The sequence below is a fragment of the Serratia sp. CY84636 genome, assembly GCF_052166245.1.
Taxonomy (GTDB): Bacteria; Pseudomonadota; Gammaproteobacteria; order Enterobacterales; family Enterobacteriaceae; genus Serratia; species Serratia nevei.
This window is the reverse complement of sequence record NZ_JBJNOX010000006.1, coordinates 138350-163212: the sequence shown is the minus strand read 5'-3', so window position 1 is coordinate 163212 and position 24863 is coordinate 138350. Positions and strand designations below refer to the sequence as shown.

At 59.5% G+C, this 24863-nt stretch carries 30 protein-coding genes; 14 read left to right on the top strand and 16 right to left on the bottom strand.

From position 1 onward, the window contains the following. Positions 1–3: 3 nt before the first annotated feature. From mlaD to mlaF, 3 genes are read right to left on the bottom strand one after another with little or no spacing between them, the layout of a single operon-like run. Positions 4–552 carry an outer membrane lipid asymmetry maintenance protein MlaD gene (gene mlaD / locus ACJ8QI_RS17800; protein WP_197658530.1) on the bottom strand — a complete coding sequence of 183 codons (549 nt, stop codon included), beginning with the start codon at positions 550–552 and terminating at the stop codon, positions 4–6. Positions 553–556: 4 nt separating this feature from the next. After that, a complete protein-coding gene (mlaE, locus tag ACJ8QI_RS17795) occupies positions 557–1339 on the bottom strand; it encodes a lipid asymmetry maintenance ABC transporter permease subunit MlaE (RefSeq protein WP_004937059.1) in 783 nt (260 codons plus the stop codon). A gap of 4 nt (positions 1340–1343) precedes the next feature. Then, complete coding sequence (gene mlaF / locus ACJ8QI_RS17790; protein ID WP_038879647.1) at positions 1344–2159, bottom strand: phospholipid ABC transporter ATP-binding protein MlaF; 816 nt, start codon at positions 2157–2159, stop codon at positions 1344–1346. Positions 2160–2462: 303 nt separating this feature from the next. On the opposite strand from mlaF, the gene ACJ8QI_RS17785 reads away from it, so the two are divergent. The 13 genes from ACJ8QI_RS17785 (at position 2463) to ACJ8QI_RS17725 (ending at position 11524) form a co-directional block, all read left to right on the top strand. After that, positions 2463–3440: a calcium/sodium antiporter gene (locus tag ACJ8QI_RS17785; RefSeq protein ID WP_004937053.1), complete on the top strand. Its 978-nt coding sequence runs from the start codon at positions 2463–2465 to the stop codon at positions 3438–3440. Positions 3441–3456: 16 nt separating this feature from the next. Next, positions 3457–4443: an arabinose-5-phosphate isomerase KdsD gene (gene kdsD / locus ACJ8QI_RS17780; RefSeq protein WP_442532882.1), complete on the top strand. Its 987-nt coding sequence runs from the start codon at positions 3457–3459 to the stop codon at positions 4441–4443. A 17-nt stretch (positions 4444–4460) separates the two neighbouring features. Then, entirely contained in the window at positions 4461–5015 is a 555-nt protein-coding gene (gene kdsC / locus ACJ8QI_RS17775) for a 3-deoxy-manno-octulosonate-8-phosphatase KdsC (RefSeq protein WP_021505108.1), read from the top strand. Further along, a complete protein-coding gene (gene lptC / locus ACJ8QI_RS17770; protein ID WP_038879652.1) occupies positions 5012–5590 on the top strand; it encodes an LPS export ABC transporter periplasmic protein LptC in 579 nt (192 codons plus the stop codon). Before kdsC ends, lptC begins: the two co-directional genes overlap by 4 nt. Further along, positions 5559–6098 (top strand): lipopolysaccharide ABC transporter substrate-binding protein LptA, encoded by a 540-nt coding sequence (gene lptA, locus ACJ8QI_RS17765; protein WP_025304377.1) that lies wholly within the window; start codon positions 5559–5561, stop codon positions 6096–6098. The genes lptC and lptA overlap by 32 nt, the downstream gene beginning before the upstream one ends. Positions 6099–6104: 6 nt before the next feature. Next, positions 6105–6830, top strand: a complete 726-nt coding sequence (lptB, locus tag ACJ8QI_RS17760; RefSeq protein ID WP_004937040.1) for an LPS export ABC transporter ATP-binding protein — start codon at positions 6105–6107, stop codon at positions 6828–6830. Positions 6831–6882: 52 nt separating this feature from the next. Next, a complete protein-coding gene (gene rpoN, locus ACJ8QI_RS17755) occupies positions 6883–8316 on the top strand; it encodes an RNA polymerase factor sigma-54 (RefSeq protein WP_049198529.1) in 1434 nt (477 codons plus the stop codon). A 23-nt stretch (positions 8317–8339) separates the two neighbouring features. Then, a complete protein-coding gene (gene hpf, locus ACJ8QI_RS17750) occupies positions 8340–8627 on the top strand; it encodes a ribosome hibernation promoting factor (RefSeq protein ID WP_004937038.1) in 288 nt (95 codons plus the stop codon). A 155-nt stretch (positions 8628–8782) separates the two neighbouring features. After that, positions 8783–9244: a PTS IIA-like nitrogen regulatory protein PtsN gene (gene ptsN / locus ACJ8QI_RS17745; protein WP_016930212.1), complete on the top strand. Its 462-nt coding sequence runs from the start codon at positions 8783–8785 to the stop codon at positions 9242–9244. A 129-nt stretch (positions 9245–9373) separates the two neighbouring features. Further along, positions 9374–10228: an RNase adapter RapZ gene (gene rapZ, locus ACJ8QI_RS17740; protein ID WP_015379177.1), complete on the top strand. Its 855-nt coding sequence runs from the start codon at positions 9374–9376 to the stop codon at positions 10226–10228. After that, positions 10225–10497 carry a PTS phosphocarrier protein NPr gene (gene npr / locus ACJ8QI_RS17735; protein ID WP_004937034.1) on the top strand — a complete coding sequence of 91 codons (273 nt, stop codon included), beginning with the start codon at positions 10225–10227 and terminating at the stop codon, positions 10495–10497. The genes rapZ and npr overlap by 4 nt, the downstream gene beginning before the upstream one ends. A 296-nt stretch (positions 10498–10793) precedes the next feature. Continuing rightward, positions 10794–11105, top strand: coding sequence for a type II toxin-antitoxin system HigB family toxin (locus ACJ8QI_RS17730; protein WP_060424659.1), 312 nt, complete (start codon positions 10794–10796; stop codon positions 11103–11105). After that, entirely contained in the window at positions 11102–11524 is a 423-nt protein-coding gene (locus tag ACJ8QI_RS17725; protein WP_219228797.1) for a helix-turn-helix domain-containing protein, read from the top strand. The genes ACJ8QI_RS17730 and ACJ8QI_RS17725 overlap by 4 nt, the downstream gene beginning before the upstream one ends. A gap of 4 nt (positions 11525–11528) precedes the next feature. Here the strand turns inward: ACJ8QI_RS17725 and ACJ8QI_RS17720 are convergent, their stop codons facing one another. From ACJ8QI_RS17720 to ACJ8QI_RS17675, 10 genes are all read right to left on the bottom strand, one after another. Further along, entirely contained in the window at positions 11529–13445 is a 1917-nt protein-coding gene (locus ACJ8QI_RS17720) for a BglG family transcription antiterminator (RefSeq protein WP_060424654.1), read from the bottom strand. Between the two features lie 51 nt (positions 13446–13496). Beyond that, positions 13497–14711, bottom strand: a complete 1215-nt coding sequence (locus ACJ8QI_RS17715; protein WP_442532881.1) for a lactonase family protein — start codon at positions 14709–14711, stop codon at positions 13497–13499. A 337-nt stretch (positions 14712–15048) separates the two neighbouring features. Continuing rightward, complete coding sequence (gene dagF, locus ACJ8QI_RS17710) at positions 15049–15789, bottom strand: 2-dehydro-3-deoxy-phosphogluconate aldolase (protein ID WP_033648993.1); 741 nt, start codon at positions 15787–15789, stop codon at positions 15049–15051. Beyond that, positions 15786–16904 carry a DgaE family pyridoxal phosphate-dependent ammonia lyase gene (locus ACJ8QI_RS17705; RefSeq protein ID WP_070915412.1) on the bottom strand — a complete coding sequence of 373 codons (1119 nt, stop codon included), beginning with the start codon at positions 16902–16904 and terminating at the stop codon, positions 15786–15788. The genes dagF and ACJ8QI_RS17705 overlap by 4 nt, the downstream gene beginning before the upstream one ends. Further along, positions 16888–18027 carry an amidohydrolase/deacetylase family metallohydrolase gene (locus ACJ8QI_RS17700; protein WP_141960334.1) on the bottom strand — a complete coding sequence of 380 codons (1140 nt, stop codon included), beginning with the start codon at positions 18025–18027 and terminating at the stop codon, positions 16888–16890. The genes ACJ8QI_RS17705 and ACJ8QI_RS17700 overlap by 17 nt, the downstream gene beginning before the upstream one ends. A 63-nt stretch (positions 18028–18090) precedes the next feature. After that, positions 18091–18741, bottom strand: coding sequence for a DUF4310 family protein (locus ACJ8QI_RS17695; RefSeq protein WP_048234891.1), 651 nt, complete (start codon positions 18739–18741; stop codon positions 18091–18093). A gap of 11 nt (positions 18742–18752) precedes the next feature. Beyond that, positions 18753–19529, bottom strand: a complete 777-nt coding sequence (locus ACJ8QI_RS17690) for a DUF4311 domain-containing protein (RefSeq protein WP_004937006.1) — start codon at positions 19527–19529, stop codon at positions 18753–18755. Between the two features lie 30 nt (positions 19530–19559). Then, entirely contained in the window at positions 19560–19856 is a 297-nt protein-coding gene (locus ACJ8QI_RS17685; protein ID WP_047729783.1) for a DUF4312 family protein, read from the bottom strand. Then, positions 19856–20221 (bottom strand): glycine-rich SFCGS family protein, encoded by a 366-nt coding sequence (locus tag ACJ8QI_RS17680; RefSeq protein ID WP_019453148.1) that lies wholly within the window; start codon positions 20219–20221, stop codon positions 19856–19858. Before ACJ8QI_RS17680 ends, ACJ8QI_RS17685 begins: the two co-directional genes overlap by 1 nt. A 36-nt stretch (positions 20222–20257) precedes the next feature. Further along, the gene (locus tag ACJ8QI_RS17675) at positions 20258–20584 is read right to left on the bottom strand and encodes a glycine dehydrogenase (RefSeq protein ID WP_369803947.1); all 327 of its coding nucleotides are present in this window, start codon (positions 20582–20584) and stop codon (positions 20258–20260) included. 444 nt (positions 20585–21028) lie between these two features. Here ACJ8QI_RS17675 and rnk point away from each other — a divergent pair, with 444 nt between their 5' ends. After that, positions 21029–21439: a nucleoside diphosphate kinase regulator gene (gene rnk, locus ACJ8QI_RS17670; RefSeq protein WP_004936993.1), complete on the top strand. Its 411-nt coding sequence runs from the start codon at positions 21029–21031 to the stop codon at positions 21437–21439. A 37-nt stretch (positions 21440–21476) separates the two neighbouring features. Here rnk and ACJ8QI_RS17665 read toward each other — a convergent pair whose 3' ends face one another. From ACJ8QI_RS17665 to ACJ8QI_RS17655, 3 genes are read right to left on the bottom strand one after another with little or no spacing between them, the layout of a single operon-like run. Then, positions 21477–22265, bottom strand: a complete 789-nt coding sequence (locus ACJ8QI_RS17665; RefSeq protein WP_060424644.1) for a sulfite exporter TauE/SafE family protein — start codon at positions 22263–22265, stop codon at positions 21477–21479. Next, positions 22258–23139 carry a formyltransferase family protein gene (locus ACJ8QI_RS17660; RefSeq protein WP_442532880.1) on the bottom strand — a complete coding sequence of 294 codons (882 nt, stop codon included), beginning with the start codon at positions 23137–23139 and terminating at the stop codon, positions 22258–22260. The genes ACJ8QI_RS17665 and ACJ8QI_RS17660 overlap by 8 nt, the downstream gene beginning before the upstream one ends. Continuing rightward, complete coding sequence (locus ACJ8QI_RS17655; protein WP_049273715.1) at positions 23136–24590, bottom strand: FAD/NAD(P)-binding protein; 1455 nt, start codon at positions 24588–24590, stop codon at positions 23136–23138. Before ACJ8QI_RS17655 ends, ACJ8QI_RS17660 begins: the two co-directional genes overlap by 4 nt. Between the last annotated feature and the right edge of the window lie 273 nt (positions 24591–24863).

Sequence of the window (24863 nt, the reverse complement as noted above, 5' to 3'; positions counted from 1 at the left end):
CTCTTAATGACTTGGAACAGCGGGTTGCGGTGCAGCGCCGGCAGCCGGCTCAGCGGCCGCGTCTCCCGATTTGGCGCTGTCCTGACCGCCGCTTTTATACAGGAACTGGCCGATCAGATCTTCCAGAACCATGGCTGATTTGGTGTCCTGGATGGTGCCGCCGTCTTTCAGAATGGTGGTGCCCATGTCAGGATCTTCGAAGCCCACGTTAAGCGCCAGATATTGCTCGCCCAGCAGGCCGGAGGTGCGGATCGCCAGCGAGCTGGTATCCGGGATTTGGTCGTACTTTTTCTGGATATCCAGCGCCACGCGCGGCGTGTAGGTTTTCGGATCGAGCTCGATGTCCGCCACGCGGCCGATCACCACGCCACCGATCTTCACCGGCGAACGCGGTTTCAGGCCGCCGATGTTGTCGAACGTCGCGTAAATGCGGTAGGTCGGCTCGCTGCCGATCGATTTAAGGTTCGCCACCTGCAGGCAGATAAACACGATGGCGCACAGCGCGATCAGCATAAATGCCCCAACCCAGATTTCACTCTTCTTCGTTTGCATCGAATCAATTCCCAAACATCAGTGCTGTCAGCACGAAATCCAATCCCAACACCGCCAGTGACGAATGCACCACGGTACGCGTCGTCGCCCGGCTAATCCCTTCAGAGGTAGGCACGGCGTCGTACCCGTTGAAAATGGCAATCCAGGTTACGGTAATGGCGAATACCACGCTTTTGATCAGGCAGTTGAGCAGATCTTTTTTCCACTCCACGGCGCCCTGCATCGCCGACCAGAAGAAGCCGCTGTCGATGCCCTTCCAGTCCACGCCGACCACCGAGCCGCCCCAAATGCCGATCGCAACGAAAATGATGGTCAACAGCGGCATGCTGATCAGCCCCGCCCAGAAGCGCGGCGCCACGATGCGCCGCAGCGGATCGACCGCCATCATTTCCAGGCTGGAGATCTGCTCCGTCGCCTTCATCAGGCCGATTTCCGCCGTGAGCGCGGAACCGGCGCGGCCGGCGAACAGCAGCGCCGTGACCACCGGCCCCAGTTCGCGCAGCAGCGACAGCGCCACCATCATGCCGAGGCTGGCCTCGGCGCTGTAGGTGGTGAGCACGATATAGCCCTGCAGGCCCAGCACCATGCCGATGAACAGCCCGGAGACCATGATGATCAGCAGCGACTGCACGCCGACGCTGTAGAGCTGTTTCAACAACAGCGGCCACTGCTTGCCGGGTTCCGGCCGGCCAATCAACGCGTTGAACAGCATCAACCCGGCGCGGCCGAAGCTGGCGCTGGTGTTGATGCCACTGCGCCCCAAGGACGCTAACGCTCTTAATAACATGAGCTTATTTACTCCCTAAGCCTAGCAGTTCGGTCTGATAATCCCCGGCCGGGTAACGGAACGGCACCGGCCCATCCGCTATACCATCCAGGAACTGGCGCACGCGCGCATCAGGATTGTTCTGCAATTGCTGCGTGGTGCCTTCGGCGATCACCCGGTGATCGGCCACGATGTAGGCGTAGTCGGCGATGCTCAGCACCTCCGGCACGTCGTGCGACACCACGATGCAGGTAATGCCCAGCGCATGGTTCAGCTCATCGATCAGCTTGACCAGCACCCCCATGGTGATCGGATCCTGGCCGACGAAGGGTTCGTCGAACATGATCATCTCAGGGTCCAGCGCGATCGCGCGCGCCAACGCCGCCCGGCGCGCCATGCCGCCGGAAAGCTCATTGGGCATCAGCTGGGCCGCGCCGCGCAGCCCTACCGCCTCCAGCTTCATCAGCACCGTGCTGCGCAGCAGGGGTTCAGGCAGGTTGCTGTGCTCGCGCAGCGGGTAGGCCACGTTTTCGAATACGGTCAAATCGGTGAACAGCGCGCCCGACTGGAACAGCATGCTCATCTTTTTGCGCGCGTCGTATAACTGACGGCGGGACAACGCGGGAATGTTGTCGCCGTCGAACCAAATCTCCCCGCTGTCCGGCGTCAGCTGGCCGCCTATCAGGCGCAGCAGCGTGGTTTTGCCGATGCCCGATGGCCCCATGATCGCCGTGACCTTACCGCGGGGCACCGTCAGGTTGATGTCTTCAAATATCCGCCGGTCGCCGCGCGAGAAGCTCATGTCGCGCACTTCGACCAAATTATCTGCCTTATGGAGCATGTTAATGGACCCTTTACGACTCATCTGTTGCTGAATCTACCCGTGATGTTAAAGCAATGGGCGCAATCCGTCTCATCTTTACAAAAACTTACTGCCATTTCGCGACCAATGGTGCCATTGGTTTTACTTTTCCGCGCCACCCGGTCAAAATTGGCGCCATAACGAAAAAAAACGAAACTGTTCAACTATTAGCCGGGAAAAACCGTTGCTGTGGCTCTAACGCGCGCAACGGAGGGCAAGCAATACCGCCGCATTGACGGCTTTAACCAACGAACCGGGATAATACCCGACAAAGGACCCTGCATGTTTCTCGCGATAGCATTATTAATCGTTGGTTTATTTCTACTGGTGTATGGTGCAGACCGCTTAGTTTATGGTGCTGCCGTGATTTCCCGCTCGCTCGGCGTCCCGCCGTTGATCATCGGCATGACCATCGTCGGCATCGGCACTTCGCTGCCGGAGCTGATCGTGTCCACCACCGCCGCGCTGAACGGGCAGATAGATATGGCCGTTGGCAACGTATTAGGTTCCAACATTACCAACATTTTATTGATCCTGGGCGTGGCGGCGCTGATTCACCCGCTGGCCGCGCGCTCCGAGATACTGCGGCGCGAACTGCCGCTGATGTTAGCGGTCACAGTATTGTGCGGTTTCGTGTTGATGGACGGTACCCTGAGCAGGCTGGACGGCGTACTGCTGCTGGCCGCCGCCGCCGGCTTCATCCTGCTGATGCTGAAAATCGCCCGGCTGGCGCAGCGCGAGGGCAGCGACAGCCTGACCATGGAACAGATCGCCGAGCTGCCGCAGGACAGCAGCAACACCGTGGCGGTGCTGTGGCTGGTGTTGGCGTTTATCATTCTGCCGCTCTCTTCCAGGATGGTGGTCGATAACGCGACGGTGATTGCGCACTATTTCGGCCTGAGCGAACTGGTGGTCGGGTTGACCATTATCGCCATCGGCACCAGCCTGCCTGAACTGGCCACCTCCATCGCCGGGGCGCTGAAGGGCGAGGATGATATGGCGATTGGTAATATCATCGGCTCCAATATTTTCAACACGGTGATCGTGCTGGGCGTCCCCGCCCTGCTATCGCCGGGTAGCGTGGACACCGCCGCCTTCCAGCGCGATTACTGGGTGATGCTGGCGGCCAGCGTGCTGCTGAGCGTGCTGTGCATCGGCCGCAAACACCGCATCGGCCACCTGGCGGGCGCGCTGTTATTATGCGGCTTTATTGCGTATCTTGCGGTGCTGTTCTTTAACCCTTTCAGTACTTTCGGCTAAACCGACGGGAATGAGTATGTCGAACATTGAGTTGCAACCGGGCTTCGATTTTCAGCAGGCCGGCAAAGAAGTGCTTCAGATAGAGCGTGAAGGGCTGGCTCAGCTCGACAGCTACATCAACGCAGACTTCACCCGCGCCTGCGAAACGATCGCCGCCTGCGGCGGCAAAGTGGTGGTGATGGGCATGGGCAAATCCGGCCATATCGGCTGCAAGATCGCCGCGACCTTCGCCAGCACCGGCACCCCCTCATTCTTCGTTCACCCGGCGGAGGCCAGCCATGGCGATTTGGGCATGGTCACCCCGCAGGACATCGTGCTCGCCATCTCCAACTCCGGCGAGTCCAGCGAGATCCTGGCGCTGATTCCGGTATTGAAACGCCAGCAGATCACCCTCATCTGTATGACTAACAATCCGGAAAGCTCGATGGGCAAAGCCGCGGAGATCCACCTGTGCATCAAGGTGCCGCAGGAAGCCTGCCCGCTGGGGCTGGCGCCGACCACCAGCACCACCGCCACGCTGGTGATGGGCGATGCGCTGGCCGTCGCGCTGCTGAAAGCGCGCGGTTTCACGCCGGAGGATTTCGCGCTGTCGCATCCGGGTGGCACACTCGGCCGCAAACTGCTGCTGCGGGTTAGCGATATCATGCACAGCGGCGGCGAAATGCCCCACGTCAGCGCCGACGCCTCGTTGCGCGACGCGCTGCTGGAAATTACCCGAAAAAATCTGGGCCTGACGGTGATTTGCGACGATCTGATGAAAATCGCCGGCATCTTCACCGATGGCGACCTGCGCCGGGTGTTCGACATGGGCATCAACCTGCACGAGGCGAAGATCGCCGACGTCATGACGCCGGGCGGCGTGCGGGTGCGCCCCAATATTCTGGCGGTCGATGCATTGAACCTGATGCAACAACGCCACATCACCGCGCTGCTGGTTGCCGATGGCGACCAGTTGCTGGGTGTGGTACATATGCATGACATGCTGCGCGCCGGCGTCGTTTAATTAAGGAATAGAACGGAATGGGTATGGTAGAAACCTGCTACGGGCCGGTAGAACAAGAGGTTATGGCGCGTGCCGGGAACATCCGCCTGTTGATTTGCGACGTTGACGGCGTGCTGTCGGACGGCCTGATCTTCATGGGCAACAACGGTGAAGAACTGAAGGCGTTCAACGTGCGCGACGGTTACGGCATCCGCTGCTTGAAAACCTCGGACATCGAAGTGGCGATCATCACCGGCCGCTCCGCCAAGCTGCTGGAAGACCGCGCGCAGACGCTCGGTATCACCCATCTGTATCAGGGGCAGTCCGATAAGCTTTTGGCCTTCCGCGAACTGTTGGATAAACTATCGTTAACGGCGGATCAGGTCGCCTATATCGGCGATGACCTGATCGACTGGCCGGTGATGGCGCAGGTCGGCCTGGCGGTTGCGGTGGCGGACGCCCACCCGCTGTTGACGCCGCGCGCCCACTACGTCACCCGCATTGCCGGCGGCCGCGGCGCGGTGCGCGAACTGTGCGACATCATTCTTTTGGCTCAAAATAAGCTGGAGGACGCCAAAGGGCTGTCGATATGAGTAAAACCAAACTGTGGATCACCATCCTGTTGACGGTGATCGTTCTGGCGCTGATCGGCTGGAACATGACGGACTTCAGCGACGAGACGGCCCCTGGCCCGGTCAACGATCAGGATCCGACTTACCAGAGCCAGCACACGGTCACCGTGGTGTACAACCCGGCCGGCAAGCTGAATTACAAACTGGTGGCGGAAGACGCGAAGTATTACACCGCCGGCGAGCTGAGCTGGTTCACCCAGCCGGTGATGACGCTGTTCGATGAGAATGCGGTGGCCACCTGGTCAGTTCGCGCCGATCGCGCCAAACTGACTAAAGACCGGATGCTGTATCTGTATGGTCACGTCGAGGTAAACAGCCTGACCACCACCTCGCAGCTGGAAAAAATTAAGACGGACAACGCTCAGGTAAACCTGGTCACCCAGGACGTCACCTCCGATGACGAAGTCACGCTTTACGGGACCAATTTTACCTCTAACGGCATGAAAATGCGTGGGAACCTGCGGACCAAAACCGCTGAGCTGATTGATAAGGTTAAGACCAACTATGAAATTCAGAACCAAAAACCAACTCCGTAACCTGTTGCTCGGCAGCTTAGTTTTGGCCGCCAGCGCCCCCGCACTGGCGCTGAAATCCGACTCCAGCCAGCCGGTGAGCATCGACTCGCTCAAGCAGTCGTTGGACATGCAAAGCAACGTCAGTACCTTCACCGACAACGTGGTGATCAAGCAAGGCACCATCGATATTCGCGCCGATAAGGTGGTGGTCACCCGTCCGGGCGGAGATCAGAATAAGACCTATATTGAAGCGTTCGGCAACCCGGTAACCTTCTACCAGATGCAGGACAGCGGCAAGCCGGTCAAAGGCCACGCGCAGAAAGTGCGTTACGACGTGGCGACCCAGCTGGTGACCCTGACGGGCAACGCCTATCTGGAGCAGCTCGACAGCAACGTGAAAGGCGATCGCATCACCTATCTGGTGCAACAGCAGCAAATGCAGGCGTTCAGCGATAAAGGCAAACGCGTGACAACGGTTCTGGTACCGTCGCAGTTGCAAGACAAAAACGGGCAAAAAAAGAGTAACTAATCACTTATGGCAACACTCATCGCAGAAAACCTGGCGAAAGCCTACAAGGGCCGTAAAGTTGTCGAAGACGTCAGCCTGAAAGTGAAATCCGGCGAGATCGTCGGCCTGCTCGGGCCGAACGGCGCCGGTAAAACCACCACCTTCTACATGGTGGTCGGCATCGTGCCGCGCGACGCCGGGCGCATCGTGATCGACGAAGAAGACATCAGCCTGCTGCCGCTGCACGCCCGCGCGCGCCGCGGCATCGGATACCTGCCGCAGGAAGCGTCGATCTTCCGCCGCCTGAGCGTGTACGACAACCTGATGGCGGTGCTGGAGATTCGCCCCGACCTCACCAGCGAACAACGCGAAGACCGCGCCAAAGAGCTGATGGAAGAGTTCCATATCTCCCATCTGCGCGACAGCCTCGGCCAGGCGCTGTCCGGCGGTGAACGCCGCCGCGTCGAAATCGCCCGCGCGCTGGCGGCCAACCCGAAATTCATTCTGCTGGACGAACCCTTCGCCGGGGTGGATCCGATTTCCGTTATCGACATCAAAAAAATCATCGAGCACCTGCGTGACAGCGGCCTGGGCGTGCTGATCACCGACCACAACGTGCGCGAGACGCTGGACGTATGTGAACGCGCCTACATCGTCAGCCAGGGCAAACTGATTGCCCACGGCACGCCGGATGCTATTCTGGCCGACGAGCAGGTAAAACGCGTTTATCTGGGCGAAGAGTTCCGCCTCTGAGCGCCGGCGCGCCCTGCGGGGCGACACCGTTAACGGAAGTAGACAGAAGACTATGAAGCAAGGTTTGCAACTCAGGCTCAGCCAACAGCTGGCCATGACTCCTCAGCTCCAGCAGGCGATCCGCCTGCTGCAGTTGTCCACGCTTGAGCTTCAGCAAGAGATCCAGCTGGCGCTGGAGAGCAATCCACTGCTTGAACAGACCGATCTGCACGACGAAATCGACGCCAAAGAAACCCAGGAAACCGAGGGGCTCGATACCCGCGAGGCGCTGGAACAAAAAGACATGCCGGAAGAGCTGCCGCTGGACGCCACCTGGGATGAGATCTACACCGCCGGCACGCCGTCCGGCACCGGTACCGACTACAGCGACGACGAGCTGCCGGTCTATCAGGGCGAGACTACCCAAACGCTGCAGGATTACCTGATGTGGCAGGTGGATCTGACGCCGTTCTCCGATACCGACGCCGCCATCGCCACCTCCATCGTCGACGCGGTGGACGACACCGGTTATCTCACCGTGCCGCTGGAAGACATTCTGGAAAGCCTGGGCGACGAGAACGTGACCCTCGAGGAAGTCGAGGCGGTGTTGAAGCGCGTGCAGCGTTTCGATCCGATCGGCGTCGCCGCGCGCGATCTGCGCGATTGCCTGCTGGTGCAGCTCTCCCAATACGCCAAAGACACCCCTTATCTGGCCGAAGCGCGGCTGATCATCAGCGACCATCTGGATCTGTTGGCCAACCACGACTTTCGCAGCCTGATGCGATCAACCCGGCTAAAAGAAGATACACTGAAAGAAGCGATGCTGCTGATTCAGTCGCTCGATCCGCGCCCGGGGCAGTCGATCAATACCGGCGAATCGGAGTACGTAATTCCGGACGTGCTGGTGCGCAAAACGCAGAACACGTGGACGGTCGAGCTCAACGGCGACAGCATACCGCGTTTGAAGATCAATCAGCAGTACGCCGCGCTGGGCAACAGTGCCCGCAGCGAAGCCGACGGCCAGTTCATCCGCAGCAACCTGCAGGAAGCCAAGTGGCTGATTAAAAGCCTGGAGAGCCGCAACGAGACGCTGCTGAAGGTCACCCGCTGCATCGTCAGCCAACAGCAGGCGTTCTTCGAGCAAGGCGAAGAGTTTATGAAACCCATGGTGCTGGCGGATATCGCCCAGGCCGTGGAGATGCATGAATCGACGATCTCGCGCGTCACCACGCAGAAGTTTCTGCACAGCCCGCGCGGCATTTTCGAATTGAAATATTTCTTCTCCAGCCACGTGAATACCGACAGCGGCGGCGAAGCCTCCTCGACGGCGATCCGCGCGTTGGTGAAGAAATTGATTGCGGCGGAAAACCCCGCCAAACCACTCAGCGACAGCAAGCTGGCCACCCTGCTTTCCGATCAGGGGATCATCGTGGCGCGGCGCACCGTCGCCAAGTACCGAGAGTCTTTGTCCATCCCGCCGTCGAACCAGCGTAAACAGTTGGTTTGACCTCTATTGAGAAGGAAGACACTATGCAGCTCAACATTACCGGACACCACATCGAAATCACCGATCCGTTGCGCGAGTTCGTGAACAACAAGTTCGCCAAACTCGAACAGTATTTTGATCGCATCAATCAGGTGTATGTTGTATTAAGTGTGGAAAAAGTGCAGCAAATTGCGGAAGCAACGGTGCACGTGAATGGAGGCGAGTTGCACGCCACCTCGGAAGACGAGAATATGTATGCCGCAATTGATACGCTGATCGACAAATTGGCACGTCAATTGAACAAACATAAAGACAAATTGAAGCAACACTGACACCCTAACCCATTCCGTGAGGTTGCCTCCGTCGCAGCCTCGCCCTTCGGCGCGTGACCCGCATGGGTGACGCGCCGAACGGTAATCAGGGTTAAAACCGACGAAAAACCGCCTTGCCGGGTGCGCCCGGCGGCGCGGTTTTAAGTGAAGATGAGATGAACAACGAATATATGCAATTAAGCTCGGTGTTAAACATCGAGTGCACCAAAAGCTCGGTACACTGCACCAGCAAGAAGCGGGCTTTGGAAATTATCAGCGAACTGGCCGCCAAACAGCTCAATCTGCCTTCGCAGGTGGTGTTTGACGCGGTTCTCACCCGGGAGCGCATGGGCAGCACCGGTATCGGCAACGGTATCGCCATTCCCCACGGCAAACTGGAAGAGGACACACTGCGGGCCGTTGGCGTGTTTATCCGTCTCGACCAACCCATCGCTTTCGACGCTATCGACAACCAGCCGGTCGACCTGCTGTTCGCGCTGCTGGTGCCTGCCGATCAGTGCAAAACCCATTTGCATACCCTGTCGCTGGTCGCCAAACGCCTGGCCGACAAAACCGTATGCCGCCGCCTGCGCGCCGCGCAGAGCGACGAAGAGCTTTACCAAATCATCACCGAGTGAGGCCCGGCCGGCGTGACTTCCAGCCCGGATAACGCTACTGTTTCACGATGATGGATCCGGCTGCGGCCGGAATAACAAAGTTTCCACCGGTGGCGATGAACGCCGCCGCGATGCCAGGGGAGTTGCCACATGGTGCTGATGATTGTCAGCGGCCGTTCCGGTTCCGGAAAATCCGTCGCCTTGCGGGCGCTGGAAGACATGGGTTTTTACTGCGTTGACAACCTGCCGGTGGTGCTGCTGCCGCAGCTCGCCAACACGCTGGCGGAACGCAATATCTCCGCGGCGGTCAGCATCGACGTGCGCAACATGCCGGAATCGCCGGAAGTGTTCGAATACGCGATGACTCAGTTGCCGGACAGCTTCTCGCCGCAGCTGCTGTTCCTCGATGCCGATCGCAACACGCTGATCCGCCGTTACAGCGACACCCGCCGCCTGCACCCGCTCTCCAGCAAAAACCTGTCGCTGGAAAGCGCCATCGACGAAGAGAGCGATCTGCTCGAACCGCTGCGCTCGCGGGCTGACCTGATTATCGACACCTCGGAAATGTCGGTGCACGAACTGGCCGAAATGCTGCGCACCCGCCTGCTGGGCAAGCGCGAGCGCGAGCTGACCATGGTGTTCGAATCCTTCGGCTTCAAGCACGGCATTCCGATCGATGCCGACTACGTGTTCGACGTGCGCTTCCTGCCTAACCCGCACTGGGATCCGAAGCTGCGGCCGATGACCGGTCTGGACAAGCCGGTCGCGTCGTTCCTCGATCGCCATACCGAAGTGCACAACTTCATCTACCAGACCCGCAGCTACCTGGAGCAATGGCTGCCGATGCTGGAAACCAACAACCGCAGCTACCTGACGGTCGCCATCGGCTGTACCGGCGGTAAACACCGCTCGGTATACGTGGCGGAACAGCTGGCCGATTACTTCCGCTCGCGCGGCAAGAACGTGCAGTCGCGCCACCGCACGCTGGAAAAGCGCAAACAATGACGGTCAAACAGACGGTTGAAATCAAAAACAAGCTGGGCATGCACGCGCGTCCGGCGATGAAACTGTTCGAGCTGGTGCAAAGCTTCGACGCCGAGGTGATGCTGCGCAACGAAAGCGGCACCGAAGCCGAAGCCAGCAGCGTCATCGCGCTGCTGATGCTGGACTCCGCCCAGGGCCGGCATATCGAAGTCGAAGCGACCGGCCCCGACGAAGTCAACGCGCTGGCGGCGGTGGTCGAGCTGTTCAACTCCGGGTTTGATGAAGATTAGCCGCTGAAGCCCTCTCGTGAATGCGTCGTACCGGCGCGTTCGTTCCCTTTGGTTCTTCTCCCTGACACAACCTCCCGCTTTTCACTTTGCGTACCCGCTTCCAAAATCAGCAGTAACTGCCTGTAAATGCGAGGTATGGATTTACCCGCACGGCGCTAACCGCAATAGTGTGCCACGACAGAAACGGGCTGCAGCCGGGTATTTCCCTCTCACTGCGAGCGAGGATGATAAGTTTACAATTTGTGAACGCCTAAGGCAGCCGCTATAATGTTCACCAGGCAGGAATCGAGGGAACGATGCATATCATTTCCAGGGAACCGTTCAATAACGCAACGAAGCAATACCCTAATGAAGCCGCTGCTCTCGAGGCCATTTATAAAACGTTGCGACGCGGCGAGTTCCGCACGCCGGACGAGTTAAAAGCGCTTTTTCCTTCGCTCGATCGTATGAAATACAAAGAGAAATGGTGGGTCATTGACGTAGGCGGCAACCACCTGCGAATTTTGTTCTTTGCCAGCTTTGAGACACAGAAAGTATTCATAAAGCACATTGTTAGCCACGCCGAGTACGACAAGCTGATGCAGCACTATCGAAGGAGTTCATCATGATTACAGATGCCATTAAGGCCGCCGATGCGCTGCTGCGCGCCGTGCCCTTATTGCAGGGCAACGGTTCTCAGCAAGACTACCGGGAAGCGCTCGAATTGGTGGAATATCTGCTGGAAAACGATGAACACCATCCGCTGATTGACATGCTGGCAAAAAAGATCGCCGAATATGAAGATAACAGCGCCGAATTTACCGCATTCAACCAGCGTATCGCCCAACTCCCGCAGGGGGTGGCCGCGCTTCGCGTATTGATGGAACAGCACCAACTCAGCCAAAGTGATTTTGAACATGAGATCGGCAAAAAGTCGTTGGTCAACCAAATCCTGAGCGGCAAAAGATCGCTGACCATTCCGCACATTATGGCGCTGGCCAAACGCTTCAATCTGCCCCCGGCCCTCTTTCTACCGGAAGCAGATTAGCCCCTCAACTCCGGCTCAGGCAGTCCAGCGCCACCGCTTTAAAGCTGTCGAAGCTGTCGCTGCCCAACAGGCGGCTCATTGAGCGTTCACGCACGAAGGTGACGAACAGCTCGTAGATCGCCATCGCCTCTTCATAGTCGCTCTTGCTGATCGCCAGCAGGAAAATCACGTGCGCGACCTCGCCTTCTCCCCAGGCGACGCCCTGCGGCGCCAACAGCGTCACCACCACGGTCTTTTTGGCCAGCAGCCCCAGCGAGTGCGGCAGCGCGATGCCCTCGCCCAGCAGCGTGGAAACGATCGCCTCGCGTTCGACCAGCGACGGATAGAAGTCCGCGCCGACGTACCCTTCCCGCTCCAGCTGGCCGCACACCCGGCTGAACAGCTCCGCCTGCGTCAACGGCTCGTTGAGCACCATGAAATGCTCGGCGTCGAAGAACTTCTCCAGCATGTACGGTCGGGTGCGATCCACCAGCACCAGCTTGCCCAGTTGCTCCAGTTGGTAATCGGTCGGGAACGGCGACATCACCACCACCGGCTTGTTCTTTTCGCCGATGCGGGCGTTGGAAATCACGAAGTCTTCGTCGATATGCGCAAGCATCTCGTAATCGCGCAGCGAGACAATGCGCGTCATCACCAGCTGCGGATACTTGCGCGCAATCTGCGCCTGGATCATGCGCACCGTCGAGTTGCCGGTATCGCACACCAGCATCACCTGCGGGTGGCGCTCATAACCGATGTTGTAATGCCGCTCCAGCCCCACGCCGATGTGCAGCACCAGATAGCCGATTTCGTTCTCGCTCAGGGTATAGGGTGTGTATTTGCCCCAGCTGGAGACCGCCGCCAGCGTCACGTCGTAAGCCATCGGATAGTGCTGCTTGATGTTGGCCAACAGCGGATTGGGGATATTGATCTGATATTTCACCCGCGTAATCATGGTCTTGATATGGGTGAGCAGATCGGCCCGCAGCTGCTCGTCGCCCTGCAGGTTGTAGTTATAGTGTGCGTTGATGTAGGACAGGATGTAGTCCACCAGCGCTTCTTCATCGTCGGCGTTGATCTCGGTCGGCTGCACGTCCTGCACGCGCCGCGCGGCAATGTTGACCCGCAGATAGGCCTCTTCGGCCATCGAGATCTCTTTGCCGGAGGCCGAACGCAGCTCCGCCGCCAGGCGGGTCGACACCTGACGCACCGCGTCGTCGCCGTCTTCCACCTCGAAGTCCGGCAGCGGATAGCCGTCGTTGATGCGCCGCAGCGCCACCGCGCAGTAGAAGATCAGGTACTGCTCGCCCTCGTCGGTCAGGCGAATGGCATATTGCGACAGCAGCGGGTGCAGCAATCCGGCGAACGCCGCTACCTGCGGCTGCAGCAGGATCTCGTTGTTGAGCAGCGGGTTCTCGGCGTCGGCCAGCTGCAGCTGGAACAGCAGATCGGTGAGACAGGCGCGGATCGCCATCTCAGCGCCGAACAGCTTCATGCCGTAGCGCGGCTTGGTTTCGATCGTCAACTGATAGTGCGCCAGACGCTCTCTCACCTCAGCCATGTCGTTTTGCAACGTACCGCGGCTGACGAACCACTCGTCGGCCAAATCCTCCAGTTTAAGGGAGAAGGCTGAGGTCAAAAAACGCACCAGCAGATAATGCACCCGCTCCTGCGCGCTGCGCGGGGTGGCGTGCTTGCGGCGCTCCTGATGCTGCAGGGCGCTGAACAGCGCGGCGTTATCGACCTGCAGGCGATAGCCGGCCCCGCGGCTATGCACGAAACGCGCGCCGTATTTGTCCAGAATCTCGTTCAGCGCGGTGATGTCCGCTCGTACCGTGCGGGTGGACACGGCGAAACGCTTCGCCAGCTCATCCTGCGGCAAAGTCTCGGTTTGCAAAGCATCGAACAAGTAAGCCAAACGCGGGTAAGGAAATCGCACCATTCTGTGTCCGTCAATCAGGCAACCCGCCCGGTGAACCGGGCGGGCCACGGGTTACTTCGGCAGCGGCAGGAACGCCATTTGCGAGGGGCTGCCGATCGGCAGATAGCCGCCCACAAAGCTGAGTTTGCCGTCCGTCGGGTTTACGCTGAAACGGGTAACGTTATCGCTGCGCTGGTTCAACGCATACAGATAGCGGCCATCCGGGCTCAGCGCCAGCGAACGCGGGTAATCGCCACGCGTCCAGGTTTCCGCCACCGGCTTCAACTCACCGCCGGCGCCCACGCTGAACTGGGCAATGCTGTTATGCAGCCGGTTGGCGACGTACAGCGTGTCGCCGTTCTTGCTGAGCGCCAGCCCCGCAGCGAAGCTGGTGCCCTGATAGTCGGCGGGCAGTGCGGAAACCGCATGCAGTTGTTTCAGAGTACCTTTTTGGCGATCAAAACGGTAGCTGGTCAACGTCGAGGCCTCTTCGTTCACCAGCAGCACGGTTTCGCCGTCCGGATGGAACACAAAGTGACGCGGCCCCGCGCCGGCGGAAGAGGCGGCGATCCACGGCGGATCGTTCGGCGTCAGCCGGCCGATCGCGGCGTCAAAGCGCCATTGGTAGATGCGATCCAACCCCAGATCGGTGGAGAACACGAACTTGCCGCTCGGATCGCTGGCGATCATATGGGCATGCGGGCCATTGTGATCGCTGATGGCGAAGCTGCCGTTCACCGCCGCCGCCGGTTTGGCCGCGCCCGCCGGGCCCTGCTGTTGCTGCACCGAGCTGGCGGCGCCCAGGCTGCCGTCCGCTTCGATCGGGAAAGCCGCCACGCTGCCGCTGACGTAGTTGGCCACCAGCAGATGCCGCCCGTCCGGCGTCGATGAGAGATACACCGGCCCCGCCCCCTGCGAATCCACCTGGTTGAGCTGCGTCAGGCCGCCGTCGGCCGGATTGACCCGATAAGCGGTGATGCCGCCGTGTTTGCCGCCGTTGAAATCGGCCACTTCGCTGGCGACATACAGCGTCTTGCTATCGGCGCCCAACGTCAGCTGCGCCGGATTCGGCACTTTGCTGACCAGCGTAGTGTGGCTCAGCGCGCCGCTGGCCGGATCGATCTGCACCCGGTAAACGCCTTCGCCGTTGGGATTGTAGGTGCCGATATAGGCGAAATGAGATGACGTGGAATTCATTGCATCCTCAGCATGCAGCGCCGGGCCGGTCACGGCCAGCAGCGCCAGGAACAACGCGGTGCGTCGGGTTGGAGTCTGCCAGTTTCGCATAGTAATCCTCAGTATATATCCGTCATCTTTCAAGCTGCAGCGTTGTTGGCTGCCCGCACTCACCCCAGTCACTTACTTAAGTAAGCTCCTGGGGCTCCTGCGCTTGCCGCCTAGCTGCAACTTGAAAGCTATAGGCTATAGCTAACGGCGGCGCGGCATGCCGCGCCACGAGAAAACCTTCGCCTCCCAGCGTTATCCCGTCATACTTGAAGTTGCTTCTGTGTTGGCTGCAAGCACTCCCCCCAGTCACTTACTTAAGTAAGCTCCTGGGGACTCATGCTCTTGCCGCCGGGAAGCAACTCCAATTATTTAGGGCATACCTCATCCCATTGCGCGTTCAGCCCACCAGCTTTTTGGTCATCGCCAGCAGGGTTTTCACGTCCTGCGGTCGCGTGTCGCCGCTGGCGGCGTCGATGATCGAGCTGTAGATATGCGGGATCACGCGTTTCACGCCGGCCGCCAGCGCGATCTCGACGATCGGCTCGTAGTTCTCCAGATCGATGCCGCCGGTCGGCTCCAGCATAAAGTCATGCTCGGCGCAGGCCTTGGCTACGTACTGGTACTCGTCCTTGCACTTCAGGCCGCCCATCGGGAAATATTTGATGGAGCTGCCGCCCATGTCCTTCAGCAAGGCGATGGCGGTTTCCACCGGCACGATGCCGTCAGGCGCTGCGGCACTCAAGGGGCCGGTAGAAATCTTCACCCAGCCGACGCGGCCGGTCGGCGATACCAGGCCGTTGACCACGCTGTCGTTCTGGCCCAGCAGCGCGCGGCTGGCGCCGACGCCGGTAAACACCTGGTTAACGTGCTGCGGCTGCACCTGCTGAGCGATCAGGCTGACCATCGCCGACTGTTTCGGATCGCCGGCGCCCAGGCCGACCGAGAGCGCGTTTTCAATCAGGCGCGCATAGCGCAGCATGTCGGTCACCGCGCTGTCGACGTCCGGGTAGTTCTTGGAGAGTACGCCCACCAGCACATGGCCTTCCGCCGCGGCGTAGATGTCCTGCGCGTTGGCTTTGGAGCCGGCCAGCACGTTCAGGCAGACACGGTCGCGATAGTAGTTAGGCTGCAGCTTCATGCTTGTTTCTCCGTAAACAGGTTCTTGATACAGCTAAAGACGGTCATCAGCTGTTGCTCGTCGACGCTGCGCACGTCGACCTCAATCTTGCCCTCGTTGGCCTTGTAGCCGCGGAAGTAGATGGCAATATCGCCGGTTTTCAGCGCCTGAACGATGTCATAGGTCGACCGCCCCAGCACCGCTTCGTCGAAAGTGATCTCGGCGCGGGCGATATCGCGGCCGGCGCTGTCCCAGACGGTTTTGGCGCTGACGCCGGTCAGGGTGTTGAGGCTGTCGAGGAACGGCGTCATCCGCGCCACCATCTGTTGCCCGGTGGTTTTCTCAAGCGTCAGATAGCTTTCAATCGCCTGCGTCAGGCCGAGGATGCCCTCTTTGCCGACCTTCATCGCCCGGCCGATACCGCCGGACTGCAGCTTCACCCACTCGACGTACTGTTTCTTGCCGATAACCAGGCCGCTGGTCGGCCCCTCGATGGCTTTGGCGCCGCTGTAGATCACCAGATCGGCCCCCATCTGGTAGTAACACATCAGATCTTCTTCCGCCGCGGCGTCGACGATCAGCGGCAGATTATGTTTGCGCGCCACCGCCGCCGCCTGTTCGACGGACAAAATGCTTTTCTGCACGCAGTGGTGCGATTTGACGTACAGGATCGCCGCCGTCTGCGGCGTGATGCAGGCTTCAATCTGCTCCGGCGAACATTCATTGGCGTAGCCCGCCTCCACCACCTTGCCGCCGCCCAGCGCCACCATGGTGTCCACCGGCGCGCCGAAGTTGACGTTGTGACCGCGCGGCAACACGATCTCGCGCGGCACGGCGATCGACGCCGAGTGCAGGTTCACCAGCAGATTGGCGTTATCTTTGACGATCGCTGCCGCCACCGACTGGGCGATGCCCGCCGAGGCGCAGGAAACGATCACCGCGTCCTCCACGTTGAGCAGATCGGCGATGTAGGCGCCGGTCTTGTTGACCAGATCCTTGATTTCGAAATAGTGATTCAGGCCGTAGTCAACGGCGTCAATCACGTCCTGGCGCGGCGTGGAAACGCCGAGAATGGTCATGCGGCCGGAGGTGTTGATCACCTGCTTCAAACCGTATTTTTCATAAATCGAAGACATGGGCTGCCTCCCCTTGTTCGGTTAATAGGATTTCCCCGGCCACCACCGCGGCCAGCGGCACCAACAGCTGTTCGCCCTCGGCGGTTTGCCCTTCGGCGTCGGCGAACACCTGCGGTTCGCGGCGCAGTTCAAACAGCGTGAAATCGGCGTCATAACCCGGCTCCAACCGCCCTTTGCCGCTCAGCTGCAGCGCCGACGCGGCGTTCTCCGTCACGCAGGCGATCACCTGTGGCAGCGTCAGGCCGACGCTGAAAAATTTGGACATCACCGTCGCCAGGCTGTGCACCGGCCCGTTTATGCGATTGCGGCAGTAAATATCGGAGCTGATGGTATGCGGCAAAATGCCCAGCGAGATCGCCTGGCGCGCCACCTCGAAGCTGAAGCTGGCGGTGCCGTGCCCCACGTCGAGCAACACGCCGCGCCGCAGCGCGCGCTGGATCGACTCGCGCAGCGTGCCCGCCGGCGTCAGAATGCGGTTCGGTTTGCCGTTGTAGCAGTGGGTGATGATGTCGCCACGGGTCAGCAGATCGGCGATCTCGTCCAGATTCGGCGGGTTGTTGCCGATATGCACCATCAGCGGCAGCTGGCGGTTTTCCCGCTGGATCTCTTTGGCCAACACCAGTGGCCGGGTGCCGTTCTTGCCCACCACGCTACTGCTCATGCGCGCCTTGATGCCGATGATAAAGCCGGGATGGTTGGCGATGGCCTGGCCGGCCTCGTGCTTGTCGATGTCCGTCAACTCCGCCAGCTCGTTCTGCCGCAGCAGGCCGATGCGCGAGATGTTGAGGAAGGCGAACACGTTGGTTTTGGCGCTGCGCGTCAGCTGATAAAAGGCGTCGATATCGTCGGCGCCGGTGCTGCCGGCATCGACCACGCTGGTGACGCCGCTGGCGACGCCGACCCGATCCGGCTCGTCATGGTAAATCGGCGAGTCGGGATAGCAGTGTACGTGCGCATCGATCCAACCGGCGCTCAGGCGGCAGTTGCCCGCCAGATCCAGTTGGCGAACGGCGCTGACGTCTGCCGCCAACCGCCCGACCGAGGCTATTTTGCCGTCTTTCACCGCCAGATCGATCAGCGTGTCGTCCGCCAGTCTGGCGCCTCTAATAACTAAGTCATACATACCGCATTGCTCCTGTTAGCCCGGGCGCCGCCGCAGCATCGGACGGCGCCTGGCGCAGGCCTCTTAAGAAATGGCTACCGGGAAGATCGCCCCCAGGATCATCGCGCCGAGGATCGCTCCGCCGGTGATCGGTTTACCCCAGATATAGAACAGCAGCGCGCCGAGCAGCGAACCGATGCCGATCGGGATCGAGGCGGTCATCGCCGACAGGATGATCAACGGCCCGAGGAAGCGGCCCGACGAGTTGCCCGCGCCCATCATCACGTCCGCCCCGTAGGTGGAGTTGCTCTGATTGATGGTGAATTTGCGCGCCAGGATGATCACGTAACCGATCGCCAGGCCGATGACGAGGCCGGTGGCCAGCGAAGCGGCGAAGTTGGCGACCGGGAACACGATGCCGGCCCCCAGCAGCAGCGCCGGTACGCCCAGCCCGACGCCGGTCTGAATCGCGCCACCGATGTCCAGGATCCCCACCAGCGAGCCTTCGATGATGCGCGCGAACAGGAAGCTGGCGCCGAACGCCGCCACCGCGCCATACACGCCGGTATCCATCCCCGCCCGCAGCATGGAAACGAACGCCACTTCGTTAAAGGCGCCGATGCCGTACAGGTAGTACATGTGCGTCCCGGCGAACACGCCGGAGGACAGCAGGCCAACAAAAATCGGGAATGACCAGTCGGCGTACCAGAAGCCTTTTTGGGTTTGCTCTTCCATCATCCCGCTCCTTATTTACCGCTCAGGGTGTTGTGAATGGCGTCCAGCCAGCCCGGCACGCCGAGGCTGAAGGACTCGAGAACTTTCATGTCGAAGCCGCGGAAGAAGCCGCTCAGCACGAACAGCAGCACGATCACCGCCATCATGATCTTGGTGATCTTGTTCCAGCCACTCTCTTCTACGCCTTTGCCGATCAGAATGCCCAGCACCAGGCCCGGTACGGCGTTGCCCATGATCAGCTGCGCCAGGCCGCCGAAGATGGTGCCCCAGAAGCCGGAACGGCGCCCGGCGTCGATCGCCGCCAGCCAGAAGATCACCGGCATCACGGTGTTCACCAGCAGGTTGGCCGCCGGCACCAGCACCTTGATCGCGGTGACCTGCAGCGCGGCAGGCACGGCGGAAGCGGTGGTATTGAGGAACGCCACCACCAGCATGCCGATGATGCCGCAGGCAATGGCCATTTTTTTCGGATCGTGCAGCGTTTGCGCCAGATTGCGGTTCTTGACCATCAGGGCCGCCGCGCCCCAGTGCGGGATGATGCGGTGGTCGACGTCCTGCGTGAAGGAGCCCGCCGCCACGGAAGACGCCCAGGCGTTGAAGAAGAAGCCCAGACCGAATGAGAAGTGGGAAGCCGGATCGCCCTCGCAGGAATTCAGCTCGCCCAGGGTGCGAAACGCCCCCATGCCCTGTGTTGTCGGTGCGTGGAACATGCGCGCGGCGCCGGCCCCTACGCCGACCCCCACCAGCCCACCGATAATAATCGATTTAAATAAGATGATTAAAAACATCAGTATACCCTTTCATTTATGCTAACGTTTTTATTTCGTGACGAAGACAACCTTCTCGGTATTGATAATGGTTACGTTCACGGTTATTTCCAGAGAAACGGCATAGCGCTTTCTTTCACGCGGCAAAAAGAAGAAAAGAAATTTCTCTTTAGTTATTTTCTCTTCCGCTTTCACTACGCTGACGTCCTGCGGCTCGATACGCAGCAGAATATTGTTGGTGGACTTTAATACCGCGCCCTGCACATTAGCCAAGGCGGAAGCAAAAGCTTTCGCTTTGCTGTCGCCTTTACCCTCCACCTTTACCGATGTGGTATATTGCTCTTTCATTATGGATTGCCATGCTTTTTGACATAGGCTTCCACCAGTTTCTGGCCCAGCTCTTCTTTATCCATAAAGCCGAAGCCCAGCACGTTGTAGCCTTCGTTAATTGCCGTCACGCCCTCTTCCACCGAACGCATACCATATTTAGCCTTGTAGCCGTGTTTGGTTTGCGCGGTAATCGCGCCGGCGCCGCCGCTGCCGCAAAAAGAGATGCCCAACTGCGCGTTTTCCGCTTTCATGACGTCGCCCAGCTTCATGTCCGCCGCGACGCCGGGGATGACCACCGCTTTTCCGCCTGCGCTTTCAACGCCTTGGCCAACTTTTTGCCCTTTGCCCAGACGATCGCCGATCACTACGGTAATTTGACCCATGGTATATTCTCCTGATTGAAATCGATGCGTTAACCGCTATGCGTTATTATCTTTCGCCACTTCGAAGTGCACTGACAGCAAATAGGCTTCTTCGATAGGCAATGTGCCAAACTGATTCACCACGCGCTCCGCCATTTGCATGGATTCGGCAGAGATTTCGTCGAACAACGATTTATCCACCTCCGGCAACGGCTCACCGGTTATTGAACGCAGCACCATGGCGCGAATATGCGATTCCAGCATCTGTTGCTGCACCGCATTGGTATAAATATTTTCAGCATTCAGCATCGCGGTAATATCCGCCAACACCCGAGCAGCGATCGCTCCGGCTTCGCTGACATCGGATTGTTCAATTTCTTTTATCGAAGCAGATCCATCATTCACTTTTCAGTACCCCTAGATCCTACATTAATCAGTAAGCCGTAAAGCGCATCACCTGAATAACCCGCTTTCTGTGATGTCTTTACCCTACCCCCGGTAGGATTTTCTGTGTAGACCGGTTTTTTCCAGTTCGAAGTGGAAATCGAATGACGCGCGGGGATCCATTTCGCAAAACGGTGCGGCGGTGAAAAAGTCAATGAGATAACAAATAGATAACCGGGCTAACCGTTTCTTTTGCCACGATTGACGATAAAAGCCTTCGTGATCGGGATCTCTTTCTTTTCTCGCCCCAACCGCCTACTATCAATAGGACAAATCGACATTACCCACACCCCCGCTCCTCTGGCGCGGGGGTGTTGCTTTGTGTTGTTTTTCCGAATTTATGGGTGCACAGACTGGCACCCTTTGATTTGACTGGAGAGTGGAATGACCAAACCCATCATTACTATTAATGAGCTGGATGCGGAACGCCTGGATGCGCTATTGGAACAACCGGCCTTTGCCAACACCGACGTCGCCGCCGCGCTGAACGACGAGTTGGATCGCGCGGAAATCCTGCCGCCGGAGAAAATGCCGGCCAACGTGGTGACCATGAACAGCCGCGTGCGTTTTCGCGATCTGCACACCGATGAAGAGCACGTGCGCACGCTGGTTTACCCGGCATCGCTGAAAGACAGCCACGATCAGCTGTCGGTAATGGCGCCGCTCGGCGCAGCGCTGCTCGGCATGCACGTCGGCAAGCAGATCTCCTGGCAATTGCCGAACGGTGAAGAAGCGCGGATTGAAGTGCTGGAATTGCTGTACCAACCGGAAGCGGCGGGCGAATACCACCGTTAAGCGGTTCTCAGGGCGGCATCCGGCCGCCCTTTCTGTTTCAGAGGCAAATAGCGATCAGCACGGCGATCAGCAGCAGCACGTAGATTTTGGCATGCAGCGCATCGCTCACCTTAGGCAAACAGCGCCTGGCAAACACGATCCCCGCAATTCCCGCGACCACCAGCAACCCCAGAATGTTCAGATTGACGTAGCCCAGATACTGCGGCCCGCTCATCTCGTGCCACCCCAACACGATATACATCAGCGCCCCGATCACCGCCACCGGGATCGACAGCGGATTAGCGGCGCTGACGCAATACTTCATGTCGTAACCATGGCGGCGCAGCAGCGGCACGGTCATCACGCTGCCGCCCACCCCCAGCAGGGTGGCGATGCCGCCGATCAGCGGCCCACCGCCCCACAGCGTAACGGGGGACAGTTCGGCGCGCGCCGGTTTGATCAAAAAACCCCGGCGGAACAGGCAGTCGGCGATGGTCACTGCCATATAGACCACAAACAGCCCGCGGATCACGCCGTCCGCCAGCAGCGAAGAGGCGAACGCGCCCAGCGCCGCGCCGATGCCGATGAAAAAGATCAGCGGCACGATGGTTTCACGCAGCAGGTTGCCGCTGCGCCAGTTGGTCAGCGTGGCGTAACTCGCGTTGAGGATCATCACCGCCGTCGAGGTCGCCACCGCGATATGCATCGCCTGGCCGGGCTGCTCGCCCGAGGCGGAGATCAGGTGATAGACGAAAGGCACCACCACAAAGCCGCCGCCGAAGCCGAACAGAATGGTGGTGATGCCGGTCAGAAAACCGGCACCCAGTACAATCAGGGTTTCAATCATGGCCGTGCGCCCGCACGAAGTCGTCGAACCCGGCGCAGAACTGCCCCGCCAGCGGGTGGAAACGATCGCCGACGAACAGCCCCAGATACTGCTCGCGCACGGCGTCATGCTCCACCAGCTCAATGCCCGCCTGCTCTGCCTGCGCCAGCGTCTGCGCGTCCGGGAAGCCCCAGTAGCGCGAATCGCCCTGCTTTTCCGCCGCTATCGCTTCGCTATGCTCCGCCCGCATCAGCTGGCGCGCCAGGAAAGTGCCGCTCTGCACGCCCAACAGCATCATGTTTTCCAGGAACGACAGATCGTGACGCAGCTCGGCGGGCAGGCGGGCGATCACCGGGCCGGCGTCCCAGTGCTCATCCATTTCATGCAGCGTTACCGCACAGTCCCTGTCACCGTTCATCATCGCGCGGAACAGCGTCATCACCCCGCGATAGCGCGGCAAATCCCCCGGATGCAGGTTCCAGAGCAGCTTGCCGCGTCGGCTGAAGGCGCGCACATAGTCGGCGGAGAATTTCTGATAACAGCGCAGGGAGATCACCCCATCCATATGCCCCAGGCTGCTGATAAACGCGGTGTCGTTGATGTCGAGAACGCGATGCGCTTTGACCCCGGCGGCGGCCAGGAACAGCGCCGGCGGCTGATAGACGCCCTCGCAGGCGGCGGCGTTGCGGCCCACGAACGGGAACACGAAATCGTTCAGCACTTCGCGCTCATACAGCCCCAGGTGGCGAACCGCCGGCTCCTGCGTGCGCCCGGCGCTTTTCGCCAGGGGGAAATACACCGTAAAGGCACACTCGCCTTTCAGGGCGGCGATCAGATCCTGACACACCAGCCAGGAGAAAATGTCGTTGCCGACAAAGAGCGCTACGTTTTTCATACTTCAGCCTTCTTTGCGTTGAAAATAGGGTTGTTAAACACGATCTTGCTGATATCCCGCGTGATGGACTCCATCGCCGAGGTGTAAAACAGATCGCCCTTGGCGGGCGCGCCGAGCGAGTAGAGATGCTGCTCGCGGCCGCGCCGGTCGGCGATTTTCAGCGTGTGCGGGTTGCACTTCACGCCGCCGAACAGGTTCTCTTGCACCAGCCCGTCTTGCAGCAGCTGATGGCTCAGGCGGTTGGGCGGCAGTTGATAGGAAGGCGTGGTGCAGTTGAACAGATACTGCGCGTGCACCCGCGTCTCATGGCAACGGAGGGTAAACCCGTCCGCTCCCTTGCTGATATCCGCCAGGCCGCCGCAGGCGCGCAGGCGTTGGCTCTCCAGCGCCGCCACGATCTTGTTGGCGTTCTTGATCGGCATGGCGTGCCGATTGCGCATCCAGGAGGAGTTGTAAAAACGCATGAAGACCTGCCGGTTGTTGGCATCCATCTTGACCCAGGCGGCGCACACCGCCGGGTGGATCGCCGCCAGATAGCTGCAAATATGCTCCCGGGCAAAACGCGCGCGATCGAGGCTGTCCGCCAGATCGCGGTAACAATCGCGCCTTTCCCCCAGCGCCGAGAGCACCGTCAACCGCTCCGGCCCCGGATAGTGGCGCGCCAGCGCGGCATTGATCGCATGCACCAGCTGATGCGCATCAATGAAATCGCTGCCGGCGACAAAGCGCCGTACCCCCTCCACAAACGCCTCCGGCGGCGGACGCATCAGCGCCGGCTGCACGCTGGGGAACAGGCCCGAGCGCGATAAAGCGCAGATGTCGGTCGCCCCCAGGCGCTCCATCAGCTCTACGATGGCGTCAATCGCCGTCAGGCTGCAGCCGATCACGCCGATGGTCGAATAAGGGTTGATCGGCGGCAGATCCTGGTGGGCCTGATAAGCGATCACCCCGTCCACCGGATAGAGACATTCCGGCGGGTTGTGCCCTGAGCACAGCACCAGCGCGTTCATCTGCTCGGCGCCGCCGCAGGCGGTGGTCAGCCGATAGCCGGCTTCGTGCGGCGCGATGGCATTCACTTCGGCGGTCACGAAATTCAGCGTCACATTACTGTCCGCCGCCATATAAATCGTCATGTCGCGAATAAAATCGAGATATTCCCGATACAGCCAGCGCGGCGGATAACGATCCTGGCAAAACTGCGGGAAATGCATGGCAATCCAATCAACAAAGTGCGCATCGTCGAAAATATCCGCCGACATGTTTTCCGGCGTCATATTTAATATATGGCTGTCAAAATCGCTGCTGTATGCCATACCGCCTTTGAAGCCCTGCTTGTCGAAAACCTTCAGGGAAAGCGGTCTTTTGCAATGATTAACCGACTTATTTTTTATAAAGTTATACGCAAAAGAGATCCCGGCGGCTCCGCCGCCAATCACACCGAACTTATACATGAAATATCACCTTATAGTCATTGAACTGCACTAAGAACTATTGCTTCAGGTGTTGGAATAAAATGACGCTTTATTCCTTATTAACTTCTTGTATTGCGAGAACGAGAACGTTCGTCCCACCCCGGTGTGAAAACTTGCATGGGTTGCCTGGCCGATAAAATAGCGGCGCCCCGAACAAGCGTTATTTTTCTGCCCCGATAGTAGGGCGACAACCGTTGGCTTGCTTTATATGAAGGGCCAACTATCATTGCGTTTCGGCCAATCTGCCCGCCA

Bases quoted from the DNA above. Each gene is read 5' to 3' on its own strand.
- mlaD (WP_197658530.1), bottom strand. From the start codon at position 552: ATGCAAACGAAGAAGAGTGAAATCTGGGTTGGGGCATTTATGCTGATC.
- mlaE (WP_004937059.1), bottom strand. From the start codon at position 1,339: ATGTTATTAAGAGCGTTAGCGTCCTTGGGGCGCAGTGGCATCAACACC.
- mlaF (WP_038879647.1), bottom strand. From the start codon at position 2,159: ATGCTCCATAAGGCAGATAATTTGGTCGAAGTGCGCGACATGAGCTTC.
- ACJ8QI_RS17785 (WP_004937053.1), top strand. From the start codon at position 2,463: ATGTTTCTCGCGATAGCATTATTAATCGTTGGTTTATTTCTACTGGTG.
- kdsD (WP_442532882.1), top strand. From the start codon at position 3,457: ATGTCGAACATTGAGTTGCAACCGGGCTTCGATTTTCAGCAGGCCGGC.
- kdsC (WP_021505108.1), top strand. From the start codon at position 4,461: ATGGGTATGGTAGAAACCTGCTACGGGCCGGTAGAACAAGAGGTTATG.
- lptC (WP_038879652.1), top strand. From the start codon at position 5,012: ATGAGTAAAACCAAACTGTGGATCACCATCCTGTTGACGGTGATCGTT.
- lptA (WP_025304377.1), top strand. From the start codon at position 5,559: ATGAAATTCAGAACCAAAAACCAACTCCGTAACCTGTTGCTCGGCAGC.
- lptB (WP_004937040.1), top strand. From the start codon at position 6,105: ATGGCAACACTCATCGCAGAAAACCTGGCGAAAGCCTACAAGGGCCGT.
- rpoN (WP_049198529.1), top strand. From the start codon at position 6,883: ATGAAGCAAGGTTTGCAACTCAGGCTCAGCCAACAGCTGGCCATGACT.
- hpf (WP_004937038.1), top strand. From the start codon at position 8,340: ATGCAGCTCAACATTACCGGACACCACATCGAAATCACCGATCCGTTG.
- ptsN (WP_016930212.1), top strand. From the start codon at position 8,783: ATGAACAACGAATATATGCAATTAAGCTCGGTGTTAAACATCGAGTGC.
- rapZ (WP_015379177.1), top strand. From the start codon at position 9,374: ATGGTGCTGATGATTGTCAGCGGCCGTTCCGGTTCCGGAAAATCCGTC.
- npr (WP_004937034.1), top strand. From the start codon at position 10,225: ATGACGGTCAAACAGACGGTTGAAATCAAAAACAAGCTGGGCATGCAC.
- ACJ8QI_RS17730 (WP_060424659.1), top strand. From the start codon at position 10,794: ATGCATATCATTTCCAGGGAACCGTTCAATAACGCAACGAAGCAATAC.
- ACJ8QI_RS17725 (WP_219228797.1), top strand. From the start codon at position 11,102: ATGATTACAGATGCCATTAAGGCCGCCGATGCGCTGCTGCGCGCCGTG.
- ACJ8QI_RS17720 (WP_060424654.1), bottom strand. From the start codon at position 13,445: ATGGTGCGATTTCCTTACCCGCGTTTGGCTTACTTGTTCGATGCTTTG.
- ACJ8QI_RS17715 (WP_442532881.1), bottom strand. From the start codon at position 14,711: ATGCGAAACTGGCAGACTCCAACCCGACGCACCGCGTTGTTCCTGGCG.
- dagF (WP_033648993.1), bottom strand. From the start codon at position 15,789: ATGAAGCTGCAGCCTAACTACTATCGCGACCGTGTCTGCCTGAACGTG.
- ACJ8QI_RS17705 (WP_070915412.1), bottom strand. From the start codon at position 16,904: ATGTCTTCGATTTATGAAAAATACGGTTTGAAGCAGGTGATCAACACC.
- ACJ8QI_RS17700 (WP_141960334.1), bottom strand. From the start codon at position 18,027: ATGTATGACTTAGTTATTAGAGGCGCCAGACTGGCGGACGACACGCTG.
- ACJ8QI_RS17695 (WP_048234891.1), bottom strand. From the start codon at position 18,741: ATGGAAGAGCAAACCCAAAAAGGCTTCTGGTACGCCGACTGGTCATTC.
- ACJ8QI_RS17690 (WP_004937006.1), bottom strand. From the start codon at position 19,529: ATGTTTTTAATCATCTTATTTAAATCGATTATTATCGGTGGGCTGGTG.
- ACJ8QI_RS17685 (WP_047729783.1), bottom strand. From the start codon at position 19,856: ATGAAAGAGCAATATACCACATCGGTAAAGGTGGAGGGTAAAGGCGAC.
- ACJ8QI_RS17680 (WP_019453148.1), bottom strand. From the start codon at position 20,221: ATGGGTCAAATTACCGTAGTGATCGGCGATCGTCTGGGCAAAGGGCAA.
- rnk (WP_004936993.1), top strand. From the start codon at position 21,029: ATGACCAAACCCATCATTACTATTAATGAGCTGGATGCGGAACGCCTG.
- ACJ8QI_RS17665 (WP_060424644.1), bottom strand. From the start codon at position 22,265: ATGATTGAAACCCTGATTGTACTGGGTGCCGGTTTTCTGACCGGCATC.
- ACJ8QI_RS17660 (WP_442532880.1), bottom strand. From the start codon at position 23,139: ATGAAAAACGTAGCGCTCTTTGTCGGCAACGACATTTTCTCCTGGCTG.
- ACJ8QI_RS17655 (WP_049273715.1), bottom strand. From the start codon at position 24,590: ATGTATAAGTTCGGTGTGATTGGCGGCGGAGCCGCCGGGATCTCTTTT.